Source organism: uncultured Corynebacterium sp. (assembly GCF_946998835.1).
Taxonomy (GTDB): Bacteria; Actinomycetota; Actinomycetes; order Mycobacteriales; family Mycobacteriaceae; genus Corynebacterium.
This window is the reverse complement of record NZ_CAMQAZ010000003.1, coordinates 19,371-37,827: the sequence shown is the minus strand read 5'-3', so window position 1 is coordinate 37,827 and position 18,457 is coordinate 19,371. Positions and strand designations below refer to the sequence as shown.

At 60.0% G+C, this 18,457-nt stretch carries 17 protein-coding genes; 9 read left to right on the top strand and 8 right to left on the bottom strand.

Annotated features, from left to right (window positions below):
• The first annotated feature begins 145 nt into the window (after positions 1–145).
• The 4 genes from Q0U90_RS01605 to Q0U90_RS01590 all read left to right on the top strand — a co-directional run bounded on the left by Q0U90_RS01605 (position 146) and on the right by Q0U90_RS01590 (position 4,119).
• Positions 146–895, top strand: coding sequence for an MIP/aquaporin family protein (locus Q0U90_RS01605; protein WP_297450674.1), 750 nt, complete (start codon positions 146–148; stop codon positions 893–895).
• Positions 896–997: 102 nt separating this feature from the next.
• Complete coding sequence (gene glpK, locus Q0U90_RS01600; protein ID WP_297450671.1) at positions 998–2,554, top strand: glycerol kinase GlpK; 1,557 nt, start codon at positions 998–1,000, stop codon at positions 2,552–2,554.
• 390 nt (positions 2,555–2,944) lie between these two features.
• On the top strand, positions 2,945–3,280 hold the full coding sequence (locus Q0U90_RS01595; protein WP_048732795.1) for a PadR family transcriptional regulator: 336 nt from the start codon (positions 2,945–2,947) through the stop codon (positions 3,278–3,280).
• A complete protein-coding gene (locus Q0U90_RS01590; RefSeq protein ID WP_297450665.1) occupies positions 3,277–4,119 on the top strand; it encodes a hypothetical protein in 843 nt (280 codons plus the stop codon). Before Q0U90_RS01595 ends, Q0U90_RS01590 begins: the two co-directional genes overlap by 4 nt.
• Before the next feature lie 428 nt (positions 4,120–4,547).
• Here Q0U90_RS01590 and serS read toward each other — a convergent pair whose 3' ends face one another.
• Together serS and Q0U90_RS01580 are read right to left on the bottom strand one after the other, a co-directional pair.
• Positions 4,548–5,810: a serine--tRNA ligase gene (gene serS, locus Q0U90_RS01585; RefSeq protein ID WP_297450662.1), complete on the bottom strand. Its 1,263-nt coding sequence runs from the start codon at positions 5,808–5,810 to the stop codon at positions 4,548–4,550.
• Positions 5,811–5,856: 46 nt separating this feature from the next.
• Positions 5,857–6,507 (bottom strand): LysE family translocator, encoded by a 651-nt coding sequence (locus tag Q0U90_RS01580; protein WP_297450659.1) that lies wholly within the window; start codon positions 6,505–6,507, stop codon positions 5,857–5,859.
• 170 nt (positions 6,508–6,677) lie between these two features.
• On the opposite strand from Q0U90_RS01580, the gene Q0U90_RS01575 reads away from it, so the two are divergent.
• The 3 genes from Q0U90_RS01575 (at position 6,678) to Q0U90_RS01565 (ending at position 8,864) form a co-directional block, all read left to right on the top strand.
• Positions 6,678–7,865, top strand: coding sequence for a septum formation family protein (locus tag Q0U90_RS01575; RefSeq protein ID WP_297450656.1), 1,188 nt, complete (start codon positions 6,678–6,680; stop codon positions 7,863–7,865).
• Positions 7,866–7,930: 65 nt separating this feature from the next.
• Positions 7,931–8,275, top strand: a complete 345-nt coding sequence (locus tag Q0U90_RS01570; protein ID WP_297450653.1) for a metallopeptidase family protein — start codon at positions 7,931–7,933, stop codon at positions 8,273–8,275.
• Positions 8,276–8,318: 43 nt separating this feature from the next.
• Positions 8,319–8,864 carry a DUF1707 domain-containing protein gene (locus Q0U90_RS01565; protein WP_297450650.1) on the top strand — a complete coding sequence of 182 codons (546 nt, stop codon included), beginning with the start codon at positions 8,319–8,321 and terminating at the stop codon, positions 8,862–8,864.
• 35 nt (positions 8,865–8,899) lie between these two features.
• On the opposite strand, the gene Q0U90_RS01560 is transcribed toward Q0U90_RS01565, so the two are convergent.
• Together Q0U90_RS01560 and pheA are read right to left on the bottom strand one after the other, a co-directional pair.
• Positions 8,900–9,691 (bottom strand): histidine phosphatase family protein, encoded by a 792-nt coding sequence (locus Q0U90_RS01560; protein ID WP_297450647.1) that lies wholly within the window; start codon positions 9,689–9,691, stop codon positions 8,900–8,902.
• Positions 9,692–9,694: 3 nt separating this feature from the next.
• Positions 9,695–10,630: a prephenate dehydratase gene (gene pheA, locus Q0U90_RS01555; protein ID WP_297450644.1), complete on the bottom strand. Its 936-nt coding sequence runs from the start codon at positions 10,628–10,630 to the stop codon at positions 9,695–9,697.
• A 33-nt stretch (positions 10,631–10,663) separates the two neighbouring features.
• Here pheA and Q0U90_RS01550 point away from each other — a divergent pair, with 33 nt between their 5' ends.
• On the top strand, positions 10,664–12,070 hold the full coding sequence (locus tag Q0U90_RS01550; protein WP_297450641.1) for an amidase: 1,407 nt from the start codon (positions 10,664–10,666) through the stop codon (positions 12,068–12,070).
• Here the strand turns inward: Q0U90_RS01550 and Q0U90_RS01545 are convergent.
• Positions 12,067–12,876 carry a fructosamine kinase family protein gene (locus Q0U90_RS01545; protein WP_297450638.1) on the bottom strand — a complete coding sequence of 270 codons (810 nt, stop codon included), beginning with the start codon at positions 12,874–12,876 and terminating at the stop codon, positions 12,067–12,069. The genes Q0U90_RS01550 and Q0U90_RS01545 overlap by 4 nt on opposite strands.
• A gap of 131 nt (positions 12,877–13,007) precedes the next feature.
• On the opposite strand from Q0U90_RS01545, the gene Q0U90_RS01540 reads away from it, so the two are divergent.
• A complete protein-coding gene (locus Q0U90_RS01540) occupies positions 13,008–14,411 on the top strand; it encodes an LCP family protein (protein WP_297450637.1) in 1,404 nt (467 codons plus the stop codon).
• A 23-nt stretch (positions 14,412–14,434) separates the two neighbouring features.
• Here Q0U90_RS01540 and Q0U90_RS01535 read toward each other — a convergent pair whose 3' ends face one another.
• The 3 genes from Q0U90_RS01535 to Q0U90_RS01525 all read right to left on the bottom strand — a co-directional run bounded on the left by Q0U90_RS01535 (position 14,435) and on the right by Q0U90_RS01525 (position 18,365).
• Complete coding sequence (locus Q0U90_RS01535) at positions 14,435–15,352, bottom strand: DUF5926 family protein (protein ID WP_297450635.1); 918 nt, start codon at positions 15,350–15,352, stop codon at positions 14,435–14,437.
• Between the two features lie 48 nt (positions 15,353–15,400).
• The gene (locus Q0U90_RS01530; protein ID WP_297450634.1) at positions 15,401–16,309 is read right to left on the bottom strand and encodes a hypothetical protein; all 909 of its coding nucleotides are present in this window, start codon (positions 16,307–16,309) and stop codon (positions 15,401–15,403) included.
• A gap of 94 nt (positions 16,310–16,403) precedes the next feature.
• Positions 16,404–18,365 carry a pyruvate kinase gene (locus Q0U90_RS01525; protein ID WP_297450632.1) on the bottom strand — a complete coding sequence of 654 codons (1,962 nt, stop codon included), beginning with the start codon at positions 18,363–18,365 and terminating at the stop codon, positions 16,404–16,406.
• Positions 18,366–18,457 lie beyond the last annotated feature (92 nt).

Sequence of the window (18,457 nt, the reverse complement as noted above, 5' to 3'; positions counted from 1 at the left end):
GCACTTCAAAGGGCTGATGGGGTCGAAATAAAAGTGCCGGCGAAAAATAGTTTCTCGCCGGCATTTCTTATACCTAAAGAATTCTACGTTGCAAGATTCATCGTGACCTTGCCCGGTCACGACTCACAGAGAGTTTCTACATCTCATGGAGACAATCACAGGATCCCAGGCATTCCTCTGGGAGTTTTTCGGAACCGCAATTTTGATTCTTCTCGGTAACGGAGTCTGTGCCTCTGTCAACCTTCGGACAACCCGTGCGGCAAATGCCGGATGGCTAGGCATCGCCTTTGGTTGGGGTTTGGCCGTTTTCGCCGGTGCATCTATCGCTGATGTATCCGGTGGCCACCTGAACCCGGCGGTAACCGTTGCCCTGGCGGTCAAGGGCAGCTTGGAATGGAGTCTCGTCCCGTACTATGCCGCAGGTCAGCTGTTGGGCGCATTCGTCGGAGCCATCCTCGCATGGGCCGCGTTTAAGCAGCTTTTCGACGCCAACGGTGTCGACGACAACGGCAACCCAACCAATGCCAATGCCGAAACAGGCGGCAACTTCTTCACCGCACCGGTTCACCCGAACAACTTCTGGAATGCCGTCACTGAGTTCATCGCAACCTTCGTTCTGCTGTCGTTCATTCTGTTCGGCCCAGCTGGCGGCGAGCTTGGTCCGCTGACCTACTTCGGTGTCTCGTTCATCATTGTGTCGATTGGTCTTTCCCTCGGTTCCCCAACCGGTTACGCCATCAACCCGGTTCGTGACCTCGGCCCCCGTCTGGCCTACGCTTTCGTTCTTCCAATCAAGGGCAAGGGCGATCCGAACTGGGCCTATGCATGGGTTCCAATCGTCGCACCGATGCTAGCGGCTGTGGCTGCAGGCGCTCTTGCCTTTGCCATCGGGTAACGGGAACATGAGAGCAACCGCACAATAAAGTAGCGCGAGTCTGAAAAAATAGCGCTAGTTCACAACTCACATCTACACACAATTTCGCTAGGAGTATCCCCCATGATGCACAGCAAATACGTCCTCGCCATTGACCAGGGAACCACTTCCACCCGCTGCATCATTTTCAACCATGAAGCAGAAATCGTCACTGTCGCTCAAATGGAGCACAAGCAGATCTTCCCGGAAGAGGGTTGGGTCGAGCACGACGCTCAAGAGATTTGGACAAACACCCGTCGCGTAGTCAGCGAAGCTCTCGCAGACGTCGACATACCCTCCGAGGATGTTGATGCCATCGGTATCACTAACCAGCGCGAAACCACTGTCGTCTGGGACAAGCACACTGGCGAGCCGATTTACAACGCCATCGTGTGGCAGGACACCCGCACGAATGAGATCTGCAAGGAGCTCATGGGTGACGAAGGTCCCGACCGCTGGCGCGAAACCACTGGCCTGCGTATCAACTCCTACCCGGCCGCACCAAAGGTGCGCTGGATTCTCGACAACGTCGAGGGAGCTCGCGAAAAGGCTGAGGCCGGCGACCTGCTCTTCGGCACCATCGATACCTGGCTGCTGTGGAACCTCACCGGTGGCGCAGAGGGCGACAACGGCGAAGATGCAGTTCACGCAACCGATGTCACCAACGCCTCCCGCACTCTCCTCATGGACCTCAAGACCCTGGAATGGGATGAGGACATTTGCCGCGAAATCGGCATTCCGATGTCGATGCTGCCTGACATCCGACCGTCGGTAGGCGACTTTGGGCGTATCCGTGCCCGCGGCTCTCTTGCAGGTCGGCCGATTACTGGCATCCTCGGCGACCAGCAGGCTGCCATGTTCGGTCAGGGGTGCTTCGGCGAGGGCGACACCAAGAACACCTACGGCACTGGCCTGTTCATGCTGATGAATACTGGCGAGAAGCCGAAGTGGTCCGACCACGGACTCATCTCCACCGTCTGCTACCAAATCAAGGATGAGAAGCCGGTCTACGCTCTCGAGGGCTCTGTCTCCATGGGTGGTGCACTTGTTCAGTGGCTGCGTGACGAGCTGCAGATGATTCCGAATGCCGCGTCTATCGAGAACAAGGCAAAGAGCGTCAAGGACAACGGTGGCGTGTACATCGTGCCGGCCTTCTCCGGTCTGTTTGCCCCTCGTTGGCAGCCGGATGCCCGCGGTGTCATTGTCGGCCTAACCCGCTTTGTCAACCGTAACCACATTGCCCGCGCCGTACTGGAGGCCGCTGCGTACCAGACCCGCGAGGTCCTCGACGCTATGGTCGCAGAATCGGACACGGACATTACGACGCTGAGCGTCGACGGTGGCATGACCATGAATGAATTCCTGATGCAGTTCCAGTCCGACATCCTGGACGTTACTGTCACGCGCCCGAACAACATTGAAACTACGGCTCTTGGTGCGGCATACGCTGCGGGTCTCGGTATCGGCTTCTGGTCCGACCTGGATGAGGTCAAGGCTCACATCACGATTGACAAGAAGTGGCGTCCGAAGATGGAAGCCGAAGAACGCGACCGCCTGTTCCACCAGTGGAACCGTGCTGTTGAGCGCACCTACGGCTGGGTCGAGGATTCGGATGCCGAAGAAGCACCGAAGCCCGAGTAGAAAGCGCTTCCGGACGTCCGAGCGCTGCTGTCAAAGTTTATGGACTCTTCGTCCATGGGCTCTCCGTCGACTGGCGAATTCTCGTTAGAGCCAACTCGATGGAATGAGGGACGGTTGCCTTTTGGCAATCGTCCCTCATTTTTCTTTGCGCTCTTTTGTTTTGCACTGTTCTAAATATGCTGCCTTTAGATGCGCTGTTTCAGGCGCTCCCCCCACATTGCACAGCAGGAATCGACTCAACAGTCCTACACACAGCGCTTCATCCACAACCCAACCACTACTTGGCAATACAAACTACTGCGCCTATAGTTGGCATTACAAGGTACTAGGTATGGACAGGGTTCCATTCGAGCAGATCTCTCCATACCGCTGGAAAGAAGGCAGAACGCAATGCCCAAACGCCCACAAACGCAACTGAAGAAAGGGGTACTTGAGCTCGCCATTCTCAAGCTGATTTCTCGCGAAGAGCTCTATGGCGCGGCACTCGTCGCAAAGCTCAATGCCTATCCTCACCTCAGCGCGCCCGCAGGAACTGTCTACCCCCTACTCTCGCGGCTGACCAGCAACGGCTTGATCAGCAATCGCTGGGAGGAGTCCCCCAAGGGACCACCTCGCAAGTACTACTCGCTGACAGAAAAGGGGCAGCAAACACTCACGCAGCTACATCAGGACTTCATCGACCTATCCGCCGACATGACCGCACTATTTTCCGAGGAGCCCCAATGAACACCTACCTCACCGCCATTGACCGCAAACTGCGTGAAATCGGCACGCCGCACGCGCAACGCCAGGCAATCATTTCCGAGCAGGAGAGTCTTCTGCAAGAGCTTAACGACGTCCACGCGGACCTGGCCGAAGAGCTGGGAACGGCGACCGAATATGCCGAGCGAGTCGCCGAACAAGTTGGTGAACCGAGCGTTTTGCGCAGGTACCTCTCCAAACCGCTTCGGGTATTTTCCAAGCAAGGTCGCACTTCCCTCTGGAACATGGATGACCCGCGGATCCTCCAACCTCACCTGCTCGGTTTTGGCTGGTCAATCAATTGGGCTGCGGTAGCGATCAAGCTGGGAATCGTCCGCCCGGACGATATCGACGGCGAGGTCGTCTCTGAAATTCCGACTCGCGCACTGCAGGCGACTGCTCTTCTGCCTGCGGCCATGACGGTTGCACACGGGCTTGCACTGACCATGTCCTGGAAGCAGTTGCCTTCAGAAGTCCACACAAAGTGGAAGTACAACGGCGAGGCAGTTCAGAAAACTGCACCAAAGGGCGCCCTACTTCTCCCCTTGGCAATTTCTTCCGTCGGAGCTGGGCTTTCGGCCGCCTCCTTGCTCAATGACGGCGACCGTGAAGACACTTTGCGAGTTGCATCCCTGGGCACTCTCGCAAGCACAATTGCGCCATCTCAGCTGATCGGCGTTCTCACGGAAGAAAACTCCAAGGTCAATCCAGCATTAGTGCGAGCTGGTGTTGCCTTCACCTCGGCTGTGGCTTCGTCCGCCTGCCTCACCCTTCCCCTCCGAGCCGGACTGAAGGCTACCTGGAAGAAAGCTGGGGTGTCGTAAATCACGGTGCAGCAACGTCAGCGCAGCTGTTGTAATCCCGAATGTTGCAAACAACCTCTACCGCCTCGAATGAGGCTATCCCCTGGTTCGGTTGCGTTTTTAGTTGTGTTTTCGGTTGTGTTTCTACTATCAACCTTCCTGGTGTTTCCACCTTCTCAATCCCCCCAATTAATTTTTTAGCGCAGTTAAACGACTCGCGCCCGAAAAAAATAGAAAATTTTTCAAACAGAATCAATCAAAGTTAGTCAAAGCTGGTCAGGGCCGGTCGGAGCTGGTCGGAGCCGACCGAAGTTCCGCCACCCCCGAGCCGGCCGAAGCTCCCCCCTAGGGCACTTCACGACACCTATGGCACCTCATGCCACCTCCGCAGCTGGCATGAGGTGCCATAGGTGTCGTGAAGTGAATGTGTGGCTGTGTCGGGGCCACACCTACTTAACCGGCTCGAGAACTTCCTTGCCCATCATGAACGGACGCAGCGCCTCCGGGATCACCACAGAACCATCGGCCTGCTGGTGGTTCTCCAGAATGGCGACCAGCCAACGCGTCGTGGCCAGCGTGCCATTCAGGGTGGCGCAGTACTGCGACTTGCCGTCGGCATCGCGGTAGCGGGTCTTCAAACGACGAGCCTGGAAAGTCGTGCAGTTCGAAGTCGAGGTCAACTCACGGTAAGTGTTCTGAGTCGGCACCCACGCCTCGGTATCGAACTTGCGGGAAGCCGATGCACCCAGGTCACCACCAGCAACATCGATGATGCGGTACGGAACATCAACCGCGGCCAGCATCTCGCGCTCCATGTTCAGCAGCTTCTGGTGCTCCTCCTCCGCCTGCTCCGGCGGACAGTAGGAGAACATCTCCAGCTTGTCGAACTGGTGCACGCGCAGAATACCGCGGGTGTCCTTACCGTAAGAGCCCGCTTCACGACGGAAACAGGAGGACCAACCCGCGTAGCGACGCGGCCCCTCCGACAGGTCAATAATCTCGTTGGAGTGGTAGCCGGCCAGCGCGACTTCCGAGGTACCGACCAGGTAGAGGTCATCTTCCTGCAGGTAGTAGATCTCATCGGAGTGCGCACCGAGGAAGCCAGTACCCGACATGGTCTCCGGTCGGACCAGCACCGGTGGCACCATCAGCTGGAAGCCGTTCTGGATTGCCTTCTGAGCAGCCAAGTTCATCATGGCCAGCTGCAGCATGGCGCCATAGCCGGTCAGGAAGTAAAAGCGGGAGCCGGAGACCTTGACGCCGCGCTCCATATCAATAAGACCCAGCGATTCGCCGAGATCCAGGTGGTCCTTGGGCTCAAAGTCGAACTGCGGAATCTCGCCAATCTCCTCCAGCACGACAAAGTCATCTTCGCCACCTGCAGGCGCACCGGTAACGATGTTGCCAATCAGGTACTGCAGACGCTCGACCTCAGCCTCAGCTTCCTTCTGCTCCGCTTCGGCTGCCTTCACGGCGTCGGAAAGCTCCTTGGCCTTCTCCAGCATGGCCGGACGCTCTTCCTTCGACGCCTGACCAATCTTCTTACCGAAGCCCTTCTGCTCCGAACGCAGCGCGTCCGTGGAGGCAATAACCTCACGGCGCTTAGCGTCAGCCTCCAGCAGCTGATCGACCAATGCCGGGTCCTCACCACGGGTGCGCTGGGACTCGCGGGCTACTTCAGGGTTTTCGCGGAGAAATTTGAGATCAATCACGTCACCTAGAGTACCTGGTTTACGTCGATAAGCAGGTACGCGTGGTCTAGAGCGCCGCTTCCGCTCCTGAAGCGACCAGCATCGCGCCGAGGACGAGGAAGATTACGCCGGCAACGGTGTCAATCCACGGCCCTGCCAGCACCATTCGCTTCACGACGGCATCCGTCGACACCACGATCGCGATAAATAGGAAGAAAGCAATTTGGGAGGCGATTAGCACCAGCGTACAAAGCACAAGCGTGCCCACGGATGCGCCTGCGGGAATGAACTGTGAGAGCACTGCCGTGAGGAAGAGAACAATCTTCGGGTTCGACATATTGGTGAAAAAGCCCTGGCGGAATGTTGCCTTCGGCGATTTCAGAGTCTCGCTACCGAGAGCCGGGGTGGCGCCTGCACGCAGTTCGCGGAGGGTGCTGATGCCCGCCTTGGCCATGCTGATGCCCATGTAGATGAGATAACAACCACCGACGAGCTGAATCACGCCCATCAACAGCGGATTTGCAGTAATGATGGCTGCAAAACCAAAAACGGTAAGCGTCATCCAGATAGTGGCACCAGTACTGATGCCCGCAACTGCCGCGATGGCATGCTTACGGGATTTGGTGGCAAGGCGCAGAATTAAGAAAACGTCAGGCCCTGGTGAGGCCATACCAATAATATGGACGCCCAACAGGCTGAGTAGTGCAGTCCAGGTCAAGAATCGTGTCCTCGGGTAGCGAACAAATACCGGACTATTGTAGTGCTTAACGCTTCTGAACGAACTCGGGCAGGGCATAGGCGCCAAGGCAGCAACGCTAATGGGGGCGTTGCCGCTTTCTACGCGTTGCCTTGTCCACAGGCTCGCTACCGATGCACAATAGGGACACTATGGCTGATGACAATTTGAACCAGGATTGCGGGTACGCTGCCGCCACAGACAACGCCGCCACAGACACTGATGCCGGCACCGATACTGGCACAGCGGCCGGTGCTGGTGCAGCTGCCGCAGCCATTAACGACACCAACGCTTCCGGCACTTCACGCGGAAGTTGGGGGATGCGCGCTCTGTCGACAGCAATGCTGGTAGGTGCCGCGGGCATGGCTTTCGCTCTGCAAGTGGGGGCTATCGAACCGCCGACGGGGCCGCTTGGGGGCGGGGGCACGTCGTCAAGCGTGACTTCGTCGACTACAACGAGCATCGCCGATAAAGAGACGACGGCGTTCACCAGCGCGACCGCGGGCGACTGCCTGAATTGGAACCTGGCGGCGGATTTGAATGTCTCTGACTTCCGCGTCGTTCCCTGCTCGCAGCCACACGCCTATGAGGTGGCAAAGAAGCTGAACCTCTCCGACTACGAGGAGTATTCGGGTCAGTACTCTAAAACAGCCGCTTACCCGACCGCAGAGAACCTGATTGCCCTACAAAATGGTGTGTGTAGCGAGACCGTGACGGAATATCTGAACGGCAAATACGATCCGCAGGGGCGGTTTATTACGGCGCCGATTATTCCTTCGCCCAGCCAGTGGGAAAAGGGCGATCGCACCTTCCTGTGCGGCATCCAGGTCGTCGATGAAGACGGCAAGACGGCGCGCATGGCCGGACCGGCCGCGGGACAGGATCAGTCCCGTGTATTCGACGGCGGCCGCTGTGTGACGCTGGATGAAAACGGTTCCATCCAGCAGGTGCCCTGCACCGAGGATCACCTGATGGAATCAACCGGCATTGTTAATCTGCGCGACCACTTTGGTGACTATGCTCCCACTGACCAGGAGCAAAATGATGTGCTCGCAGAGCAGTGCGTAACTCTGGCGCAGAATTACCTCGGTGGCGATGACGCGTTGTACAACTCCACGCTGCTGCCGTTTTGGACATCGCTTTCGCCCGAGTCAGTTAATGCGGGCTCGCGAAGTGTGAACTGCTGGCTGATTAAGGACAACGGTCAGGGCGGGTTCTCCACCCTCAATGGTCATGCCAACGAGTCCTTCACTATCGACGGTCAGCCGCCAGTGGCTCCGCCGCCGCGCAACCCGCTGCGGGAGGAGCAGGGTGAGGCGAGTGCTGGCGCCGGCCAGTAGAACGACCGCGCCGCAAAACGACGAGATAGTACAACAGCAGGACAGGTTGCGAGGCAGCATCAGAAATGGTTGACGTGAGCCCGGAGCATTTCGATGCGCTCGTCGATGAGGCCATCGACCGTATCCCTACGCAGTTTCTCGACCAGCTCGATCAGGTCATCATCCAAGTTCACCCGTACAACCTCGACAAGCCCACGCTACTGGGACTCTACGAGGGCATACCTCTGACCGAACGTGACAGCGCCCACTGGGGGCCGCCCGACCAGATCAGCCTGTACCGCGACATGCTCTGCCACATCAGCCACACTGAAGAGGAGCTGGTGGAACAGATTCGGGTCACGCTCCTGCACGAAATCGGGCATTACTTCGGTCTCGAAGAAGAAGATCTGGACCGACTCGGCTACGGGTGAGTTCGTCTTCCCTCACGTCTTCTTCCCTGTAGCCTTATCAACTATGAGCGACAACTCGAGCAACACACCAGAGATCCGAGTCGGCGATAGGGAGCGCAACGCCGCCATGGAGCGTCTTGGCAATCATTTCGCTGATGGTTACTTGGATATCAATGAGTTTTCCAAGCGCACCGAAGCTGCCGCCGTCGCAAAGACCCGCGCTCAGCTGCAAACACTCTTTGCAGATCTTCCCGCTGAGGTAGAGTCAGACAGCTCACAGAACACTCCTGCTAACGCGCAGCACCAAAGTGTCGATCAAGAGCTGCAAAGCCTGCTGAAAAAGGGCCGCCAGCTCAACATTATTGACTCTGCTGCAGGCGTAATTGTCTTAGTCACTATCGGCCTGATGATTTTCACCGATATCGACAAGGCGTGGTTCGGCTTCATCGCCGCTGCGGCCGTAGCCATTATCGGGCGCGCTGCCCTGAACATCGATGATGACGAAGAAGAACTCCTCAACGAAATCAATGAGGAGGAATCCAAACGTCGCGCTGACCGCCTCCGCCTGGCAGCTCAAAAACGCCGCGAAATTCAGGAGGGCCAGCAGTAACGGCCAGCGGTGACGGTCGCCGCCTAGCTCCCCTTCTACGGCAACTCGTTGTCGCCCCAACGGCGCACATCCCACGTGCCCGGCTCGATGCCAGCACGCTTGTCGACGGTCGCTGCGTTCGGAACCAGCTCAATTCGCTCGGTATTCGCGATGCGGTGTCGCAGTGCGTATTCCGGGTCCACGCCGGTCAGGTACTGCCCAATCAGTCGGATAGCCGCACCGTGGCTGACAATGACAACATCCTTGACATCCTTGTTGCCGTCCTTCTCGGATGCTCCACCTGTCGCTCCTTCCTGCTCCAGCAGCTGCTGTAGCGTCGGTAGGTAGCGATTCAGCACGTCTGTCCCGGAGTCACCGCCGGGAAGGCGGTACTCCAGCTCCCCGTTGAGCCACTGGTAAAAGGCGCGCATGTACTCCATGTGCGCATCGCGGTCGTTACGTCCCTCCAGGTCACCGGCCTGAATCTCGTGGAGACCATCCTCATGGCGAATACGAACGGAAGTCTCTCCAAGGTGGTGCAGGCTTGCGACCGCACCCGCGCCAGTTTGGCGTGCACGCAGGGCATGAGATGTGACGATGTCACCGATTCTGTGGACGTCGGGAAGCAAAAGGCGCCCCAGGCTGCGTGCCTGCCTCACGCCGAGGTCGGTGAGCGGTGCGCCCGGCAGCGCGGTGTCCAGACGGCGGTTGATGTTGCCGGTGGTCTGACCGTGGCGGATGAAAATAATGCGCTGCGAGTCCACCGGCATGATAGATTCCGGGTGGTCAGGACGGTCGTCGAGGAATGGCAGCTGTCCAACTGGGTTTTCGGGCGCGGCGGGAGTCATGTTTTACCTTCGTCCTTCCTTCAGTGCGTCGACCCATTCGATTGACTGGGAGAGGTCTGGCGGCGGGGTCATAATGCTGCGACGGCCACCCTCCGCGACTGGCCAGGATCCCAGAAAACGCAGATCCTCGGCGTATTCGTGCAGTGCTGCGAGCGCAGCGGCAACCTGCGAGTCATCGACGTGACCATTGCAGTCGATATAGAAGCGATAGAGGCCGAACAGCTCGCGCGTTGGGCGCGACTCGATGCGAGTGAGGTTAATCTGCCGCACTGCAAACTCATTCATGGCACGCATCAATGTTCCGGGCTGATTCGGCAGCGTGAAGGAGACCGAGGTGCGGTCGGCACCCGTGCGCGGCGTCGGCACGCCGGGGCGCCCCACCAACAGGAAACGAGTGCGGGCGCCGCGCACGTCAGCGACCTCAGTGGCCAGTGCCTCCAGTCCGAGCAACTCACCCGCGCGAGCCGGGGCCGCGCAGGCATCGTGGGTACCCTCAGCGACCTGGTGGGCGGCCGCCGCATTAGAGCTGGCCTGGTGAACTTCCACACCTGGAAGGTTGGCATCCACCCACTGTTTAACCTGCGGATACGCTACCGGATGTGTTGTAAAAGTACGTACCTGCTCCGCCTTTGTGCCGGGGCGAACCAGGATGGAGAACACCACTCCGACCTCGGTTTCGCGGAAGACCTGGAGCTCCGGACCAGCGGTCAGGGCATCAAACGTTGGCGTGACCGGACCATCCACGCTGCTTTCGATGGCCACGCAGGCAAAGTCCGCCTCACCTCGGCGCACGGCTCCGAGCGCGGTCGCAGGGCTATCCACCGGCACCGCCTCGACTGCGGATTCCCCTGCCGGATCAATTTCTCCGGCACGCGCCATATCCCACAGCGCCTGCTCGGTGAATGTTCCCGCAGGACCCAAATAAGTAACCGTTGTCATAAGCTCAGATTAGAGGGCTTCTACACTTATTGCATGACCTTTTGCCCTGAGATGCCCGCCCGCGCCCTCACCGAAGCCGTGCGCAGTGGCGCAATCTCGGTATTGGAAATCGCTTCGGAATTTGCCACGCTTGCCGACGATGCCGCGACCACCCCCGCTCGTTCCGGCATTGCCACGTCCCTGGCTGGACACGCTGTCGACCGCGCACGCAGCCTCAGCGGCGAATCCGAAACCACCCGCCGCGCAGGCCACGGTCTCCCGCACGACCTCCTGGGCCTGCCAGTGGCGGTCAAGGATCTGTTCACCATCGCCGGTGTCGAATGCACGATGGGCTCGACCAACTTGGCCTTCACAGCGATCGAAACGTCCGAGCCCGTGGCGAAACTCCTGGCTCGCGGTGCCGTTCTTACCGCGACTACGCACACCTCCGAAGTTGGGATGACGGCCTACACCGAACCGATTGGCTACACGGCCCCGGAAAACCCCTACTTCACCGCGCCCAACCAGCGGCCTACTCGGCTGTCTAATCAGCCTGCCAATCCCCTCGGCGGCCAGCCGCGGACTCCCGGCGGCTCCTCGGGCGGCAGCGCGGTGGCAGTGGCCACTGGTGTCGTTCCTGCAGCTCTGGGCTCTGACGGTGGCGGCTCCATCCGTGTGCCGGCCGCCTGCTGTGGCCTCGTCGGGCTGAAGCCGGCGCACGATATTACGGGCGGAAATCTCTCCACGCCCGCCTTTCTTACGCGCACAGTCGATGACGCAGCGCTGCTGTCCGGGGTGCCATTTTCCCCAGGCCAGCTCGCTTTCCGACGACCCCAGCGCCCCCTTCGCATCGGTGTTACCGTCAGCCCTTTTCATGCTGAAGTGGACGTCGATAAGCGATGGGCAAACGGTGCGTGGGCGGCGGCTGACCGTCTTGCCGACGCCGGGTACGACGTGGTGGAAGTGCCCAGCCCCTATGACCCGTCGGGACCGGACGTGTTCGAGATTTTTCGACGGACCATCACGAGGATGTCCACAAAGCTACCGCACGCGGACTACTCCGAGATTGTGCAGTGGATTCGAGCCTGTGGCCAGGAGATTTCTGCCGCAGAGGCGGCGGCGACACATCAGCAGCGACTGGCCCTGCCCGGCGTGATTCGGTCGCGTTGGGACGTCGATGCGGTAATCACGCCCACGCTGGCGTTTGATCCGCCGCGCCTTGGGCACTTCTCTGCGTTGGCGCCGTGGGAGGACTTCGACGAGCAAACCAGGTGGACACCGTGGCTATCGCTATGGAATCTGACCGGCTGGGCGAGTCTTTCGGTACCGATTGCCGTGGCGGACACTAGCGGCGCTAGCGCAGCACTCCCCGCCACCAGCGTCAACGTCGGTGCGGTGCGCTGTGGCGAAGCAGAACTGCTGCAAATTGCTAGCGTGCTGGAGGGTTCTACGAACGGTTAGCGCACATACTTCGCCGCAATCGCCGCAGCCTGTCCGGCGTATCCGCCACCAAATAGCACTGCGTGCATGAGCACAGCGTACAGCTGGTGGAGCTCGCAGCTCTCGGCGAATCCAGGCACGGGATGCACGGACTCGTAGCCACGTAAGATCTCGTCGAAGTGCGTTGCTCCGAATAGCGCCAGCAGTGCCAGATCCTCCTCGCGGGCGCCACCGTGTGCCGCCGGATCAATCAGAATCGCGCCGGTTGCATCCCACATGAGATTTCCCCACCACAGGTCACCGTGGACGCGCGCCGCATCTGGTTCGTTGTCAAAGTCACCCGCCACGAGCCTGTCAATGAGCTGGTCAAAGATATCTAACTGACGATTATTGTAGGAGCTTTCCAACTTTCCCAGCGCGGGCAGTAGGCGCCCTTTCGCCCAGTATTCACCGAAGCTTTCCCGTGGTGTCAAGTCCATTTGTAGCGGTTGATCCAGCGGACCGAAGTAGCCGTTCCCCTCCCAGCCATCGGGGCCGGCACCCCAGCCAGCAGCACCCTGGTCGTGGGTGATGGCCAACGATTTTCCAAACTCGTATGCGGCCTGTGGGGTTGGTGCCGCGGACTGGACTCGACGCAAGTGCAGCGCATGCCCACTGACACCCAGCACATCCACCACGCGCGCACCGCCCTCGGCCTCCCCCTCGCGCAGCCAGTCCAGTCCTGCCGCCTCACAGGCGAAGAAATCTCTCGGGACGCCATGCCGACTCTTGACATAGGCATCCGAGTCGCTGACTGCACGATCGTTTTTCTGGCTCATTCCGGACATAGCTCGACCATATTCCTCTTCGCCCCTAGCCCCGTTTAGGGCGCTGAAATTACGCTAGCGCCAGCACTACCACGAGTTGTATTGCTGTCGAGGTTCTCTAAGTGCACTGTCGTTGCCTATTCTTAATTGCTATGGAAGGCAACTTCGACGACTCACGCATTGCCCGCGACCGATATGGTCGGCCGCTTAAAGATCGCTACGGCCGCCCCATCTACCGCCGCGTGGACGAGGCGACGCCGAAGCCTGACCGCCCGCTCGGGTCCAATTCGCATCGTGCTTCACGACGGCCCATTCCTCCCCGCCCCGATGCCTCTTCTCGGGCAGGGGCAGCTCGTCCGGCGGAAAAGCCTCAGCGCAGGCCAGCGCCGCAACCGGAACGTCGGCAAGCGGCGCCCAGCAAGGAGCTGTTGAACGAAACTCGTATTCAGCCCCGTCCGTCGATGCGTAGCGATGGCAGCGATCCGAGGTTTCCGCCACCCGGCTATGACCCAGATGCAGATTTCCGCTCCTCCTCGCGGGGTTCGTCATACGGCGGCTACAGCCGAACTCAGCAGCAGAACTTTTCCCCGGCCCCGCAGCCAGGCGGTTCTGGCCGTGGCGGCGGCATGTCCGGTCTTCGAAAGCCACGGATTCGGCGTCCGCGCATGCGTTTTAAGGGCATCATCCTGGTTCTCGTCATCTGCCTCGTTGCGGTAATGGCACTTGTCGACATCCGGCTGACCAGGGTCGACGCCTTCTCCGGCCTGCAGAATCGTCCCTCCAACACCATGGCCTCCAACTGGCTACTGGTCGGTTCGGACTCCCGCGCGGGCCTGTCTGAGGAGGATGGGGCGAAGCTGGCGACGGGAAGCGGCGATGTCGGTCAGCGCACCGACACCATCATGATTGCCCACATTCCGGTTTTCGGTAAACCAAAACTGGTCAGTATCCCGCGTGACTCCTTTGTGGATATCCCGGGCAATGACAAGAACAAAATCAATGCGGCATTCGCATTTGGTGGTCCACAGTTGCTGATTGACACCGTGGAGAAGAACACCGGAATCCACATCGACCACTATGCCGAGATTGGCTTTGGCGGCTTCGCCGGTGTTGTCGACGCCGTCGGTGGCATTGAGATGTGTCCGGAAGAGCCCATCGACGATCCGCTTGCGGGTCTTAATATTCAGCCCGGTTGCCAGAAGTTCGACGGCCCAGGCGCCCTGGGCTACGTGCGCACGCGCGCCACTGCACAGGGAGACCTGGACCGCGTGCAGCGACAGCGTGAATTCATGGGTGCGCTGATGGGACGGCTGAAGTCACCTGCGGTATGGCTTAACCCCTACCGCGGACTTCGCCTTGCCAATGCCGCCACCAAGGCCATGTTCGTCGGCGATGGTGACCACGTCTGGCATATCAGCTGGCTGATGTTACGCATGCTCTTCGGCGCCGATTCGATAACCGTGCCCACTTCTGGCGCCATGGATGTCGACTACGCAGGCAATGTGCTGCTCTGGGACGAGATCGAAGCGCCGGCATTGTTTGCGGAACTGAGATAGTTCCCCCCCCAAAAAAAAGGAACCTAGTTCCGAATGGTCACCTGGCGCGACACGATGGTCTCGCGCGACTTACGCTCGTCAGCGGTCAGCGGCTCTTCGCTGGCCAGCGCCTCAGCGATACGTTTGTCGGCCTCTTCCACGGCAGCAATCCAGTGGTCGTGCGGCTTGGTGTTGTCCAGGTCCCAGACCGGCACCAACAGGCCATCGGTGCGGAAGACTCCGGCGAACTTCGTGCCCTCGCCCAGCGAGAGGTTATCCGCAGCGTGTACGCGTGCCAGGGCATCCAGTAGTGGCTTTTCCTCTTCACGGCGGACCCAGCGGATGTGCGCACGCTCGCCCGGATCAATCCACCAGACAGCGCCAGCGACCTTCGCATCCAGGCGGTACGACGGCAGGACCGCGTCATTAGCCACGGCCAGGTTCTGCTCAATCATCGGGGTGCGCTCGGTGCCCTTTGGAATCCACCACTCGAAGTCCTGGTGGACCTCCATATTGTCGAGATCCACGGCGGTCAGAACGTCGGTAAGCGGTGCGGCCTCGCCGTCGGTGGCAGCGGAGAGCTGCTGACCCGACTCTACGTCGCGAGCCCACGCCAGCGCACGGGAGAGGTCCGCAGCGCCGTCATTGGTGCGAGCCTGCGTCTGCAGCGCAACGAAAGCCTCATTGCCCTGATCAGCGGCACGAGTCAGCGCGGCAACGCCACCCGGTAGCACCGTGCAGAGCTTAATGTCGCGCTCGGCGCCAGCGACCGTGACCGGAATGACCACAGACGGAGCGAACTCGCGGACGGCCACAATGTCGGCTTCTTCGTCATAGTCCTTGAATGGACGCGGATTGCCCAGCAGTGCCGCACGCTCAGCGGCGCGGGCAGCCAGTTTCGCCTGACGGCGGCTCATGCCCTCCGGGGCCTGATTATTCTTCTTACGAGATTTCTTTCCCACAAGGCCACAGAATACCTATTCACCGTCCGGTCTGAGCGACTACCTCTGTCACTTATAAAAATCGTCGACGAAATCGCTCGCCGTTCCCTCGAAAAGCTGCTTGTCGACGGCCACTGCGCCCTCATCCCCCTGCTCATCGGTAGCTTCACTGGGAATGAAACCCTTGGACCAGAAGCCGGGCTGGGTGCGCTCCCGGCCGGCCCCAACGGGAATGTAGCGGTGTACTTCCTCGGGAGCCAACACGTAGCGGAGTAAACGCGCCGTAACAGCGGTCGTCGCACAGGCTAAAACGGTGATGATACCGGCCTGGAAGTATGTCCGGGATACGTCGGCGGCGATAAACCAACCGACTGCAAGCGGCCACAATATGCAGGTCAGATACCAGATAAAGCGGCCTGGCCCCATCACGGCGGTGACTCCTGTTTCCGCCAGAGCGACTACCGGTCCCGTGATGTTGCGCACCGGCCACATGTGCATCGTGGCCACATCCGTCGCCGTGCGCGACAGCAGCGGCCGGGCATACGTTGCGCGGTCGCGCAGCACTTGGAGTGTCTTGTAGACCGAAAATCCCAGGCCAATGAGGGAAACCATGCCGCAGAGACCGAAAACCCCCGCCCCCAGTTCACCGAGAAGGGAAACCACTAAATCCTGGCCTGGGCTCAGGATGCTCATCCAAACAAAACCGGAGAAAGCAGCGAAAACTCCGGCACCGCTCATCGCCCACCGAAAGACGCTGTCCGAGCGTGTGCGGACAATCTCATCGGCCTTCCAGCGCGGTGTCGCACCCACTATGGTCAAATCCGACACAGGCGGCTGCCAAGCCTGCGGCGATGGCATCACCACCTGTGGTGGCATTTGGGGTGCCTGCTGCCTCTGTGGCGACGGCGACGGAGACTGAGGCGGCGGGGACTGAGGCGGCACGGCCCACCCCGCGTTTTCTGCCTGTGCATTAGACATCTTCCGCAGGGCTCCTCTCTCGCGCATGACCGGATTTCTTCCGCAGTCTTTTCCGACCGCGGTCTTTGTAGGCGCGCTCCCTAACCTACCTAAATTAATCCGACCAGCTGCGAATCTTCCGCAGCATGATGCGGCTCTTACGCTGCGAGCGACCCATCTTCCGGGCCAGGTTGTTCAAAATTGCGATGGCCTCAGTGATGTGCGGTCCCTTGTTCAGCATCACGCACTCGGCACGCAGGGCGAAGGCCGCATCGGTAATCTCCGCGCGGGACGGCAGGCCGGCCTTGGCCATGTTCTCCAGCACCTGAGTACCCAGAATGGTCGGCACACCGGCTGCCTGCGCCAGCGTCAGAATCTGGCCCGGAACCTCGCCCATGCGGTCGAAGCCCAGCTCCACGGCGAGGTCACCGCGGGCAATCATCAGACCGGACTTGGCTCGCTTCATGCTGGTGATGATAATCCCCGGCAGGTTCTGGAACGCCGGAATGGTCTCAATCTTCAGCACAACGCCCAAGTTCCGAGCCCTCGACGCCAGATCCTCGCGGCCTTCCGCCTCATGTTCCGCCGCAATCTCGTCGAGCACCTTATAGACGTACTCAGCATCCTCCTGCGTACGAATAAAGCTCACCGCAGCAATGTCCGCATGTTCCACAACAAAGCGCAGGTGCTCGATGTCCTCATCGGTAAGTGAATTGAGCGGCAAATCGGTGTTCGGCAGATTGATGCCCTTGTGCGCTGCCAACGGCTGCCCATTCGGCTTGGTGCGCAGGACACGCAGACGGGCATCGACGTAGCCATCTTCGCTTGCCGACGTCTCGGAGACCTCAACCACCTCAGCGCCGAGTGCACCGTCGTCGAAAAGCACCGGATCGCCCGGCTTCAGAGCCGCCACGGCAGACGTCAGCGAGCAGGAGACGCGCGGAATCTCGTCGTCGGTGCGTGGAATGGTGGTGATTTCCTCGCGGCTGGTGAGGATGAACTCGTCGCCGGTGTGGAAACGTAGCTTCTGCACGGTCGGCGGCACTCCACCAGCGCGAGTGACCTCGTAGTTGCTGCGCAGGTGTGTGCCCTCGGCAATCCAAGCGTTCTTTTCGCCCTCCGCGAGCACGGCCTCGACCTCGCCCTCGGCGTCGGTGTCGATGCGCACAACAGTGAAGTGGCGCTTGGCCGAGCGGGAGTCATGCAGCGTAATGACATCCTCTAGCTGCAGCTGCTCCAACCACCCCTGATCTGCTTCCAGCGGCAGAGCTGGGCGACCCGGCAGGTCACTCGGAGCGGGCTTCGGGTGCTCATCCAAACGCGGGGTCAGCCAGATCTTGGACTTGGAGATGACCGTGCCGGCGTCGTCACGCACAACGCGGGCGCGACCCACGCGCGGCCCCGGTTCAATGTCACCAGTGCGTAGCTTCGGGCCGGCCAGGTCCATGGACACGAAGATGCGACGGCCGACCTTCTCAGCTGCAGCATTGACATTGTCAATCATGCGTCGCCACTGCTCAGGGCCGTCGTGGGCGCAGTTGATGCGGGCGAGATCCATACCGGCGACAGCGAAGCTCTCCACCAGTTCGGCATCGTCGGCGGCCTCAGCGGGCAGGGTCACCATGATGTGCGAAGTGATGTCTTCGCGCTCCTGGCCGAACAGTTCCGTGGCGTTGTTATCCAGGGCGATGTCCGCGCGCTCATCGTCGGCGATAATGCGGGCGACATCGATGTCCGAGGTGCGTCCAGCCAGCGCCAACAACGCGTTGAGAGCCAGCTCAAGGCGGCCCCGAGTGAAGGTCTCCACCGTGGTCAGACTGGTCACGCCCAGGTCATGCAGATTGTTCTGCAGCTCACGGATGTCAATCGTGCGCAGGTGTGCGTAGTGCAGCAGGTTCTCCGCGTGCCGACGGCGCTCCTCCGGCACCTCAGCGAGCAGTGCAGATGCCTCCCGCGAGACGTCATCCAACTCTGTAATCAGGTCAGTGACCTGGCTAATGAGGTCATCCAAACGCGGTACGACCGCGTCGGTCTCAGTGTTGTCAGTTGCTATGTCCTGGGGGCTCTGCGCTGCCATAGAGAAGGCACTCCTTGTGTAAAGACGAAGCGTTGGCCGGGGTCGGTCACGCGGGCCAATAGAAGGTGGGCATTCTCATTCTCAAATGAGAT

Bases quoted from the DNA above. Each gene is read 5' to 3' on its own strand.
- Q0U90_RS01605 (WP_297450674.1), top strand. From the start codon at position 146: ATGGAGACAATCACAGGATCCCAGGCATTCCTCTGGGAGTTTTTCGGA.
- glpK (WP_297450671.1), top strand. From the start codon at position 998: ATGATGCACAGCAAATACGTCCTCGCCATTGACCAGGGAACCACTTCC.
- Q0U90_RS01595 (WP_048732795.1), top strand. From the start codon at position 2,945: ATGCCCAAACGCCCACAAACGCAACTGAAGAAAGGGGTACTTGAGCTC.
- Q0U90_RS01590 (WP_297450665.1), top strand. From the start codon at position 3,277: ATGAACACCTACCTCACCGCCATTGACCGCAAACTGCGTGAAATCGGC.
- Q0U90_RS01575 (WP_297450656.1), top strand. From the start codon at position 6,678: ATGGCTGATGACAATTTGAACCAGGATTGCGGGTACGCTGCCGCCACA.
- Q0U90_RS01570 (WP_297450653.1), top strand. From the start codon at position 7,931: ATGGTTGACGTGAGCCCGGAGCATTTCGATGCGCTCGTCGATGAGGCC.
- Q0U90_RS01565 (WP_297450650.1), top strand. From the start codon at position 8,319: ATGAGCGACAACTCGAGCAACACACCAGAGATCCGAGTCGGCGATAGG.
- Q0U90_RS01560 (WP_297450647.1), bottom strand. From the start codon at position 9,691: ATGACTCCCGCCGCGCCCGAAAACCCAGTTGGACAGCTGCCATTCCTC.
- pheA (WP_297450644.1), bottom strand. From the start codon at position 10,630: ATGACAACGGTTACTTATTTGGGTCCTGCGGGAACATTCACCGAGCAG.
- Q0U90_RS01550 (WP_297450641.1), top strand. From the start codon at position 10,664: ATGACCTTTTGCCCTGAGATGCCCGCCCGCGCCCTCACCGAAGCCGTG.
- Q0U90_RS01545 (WP_297450638.1), bottom strand. From the start codon at position 12,876: ATGTCCGGAATGAGCCAGAAAAACGATCGTGCAGTCAGCGACTCGGAT.
- Q0U90_RS01540 (WP_297450637.1), top strand. From the start codon at position 13,008: ATGGAAGGCAACTTCGACGACTCACGCATTGCCCGCGACCGATATGGT.
- Q0U90_RS01530 (WP_297450634.1), bottom strand. From the start codon at position 16,309: ATGTCTAATGCACAGGCAGAAAACGCGGGGTGGGCCGTGCCGCCTCAG.
- Q0U90_RS01525 (WP_297450632.1), bottom strand. From the start codon at position 18,365: ATGGCAGCGCAGAGCCCCCAGGACATAGCAACTGACAACACTGAGACC.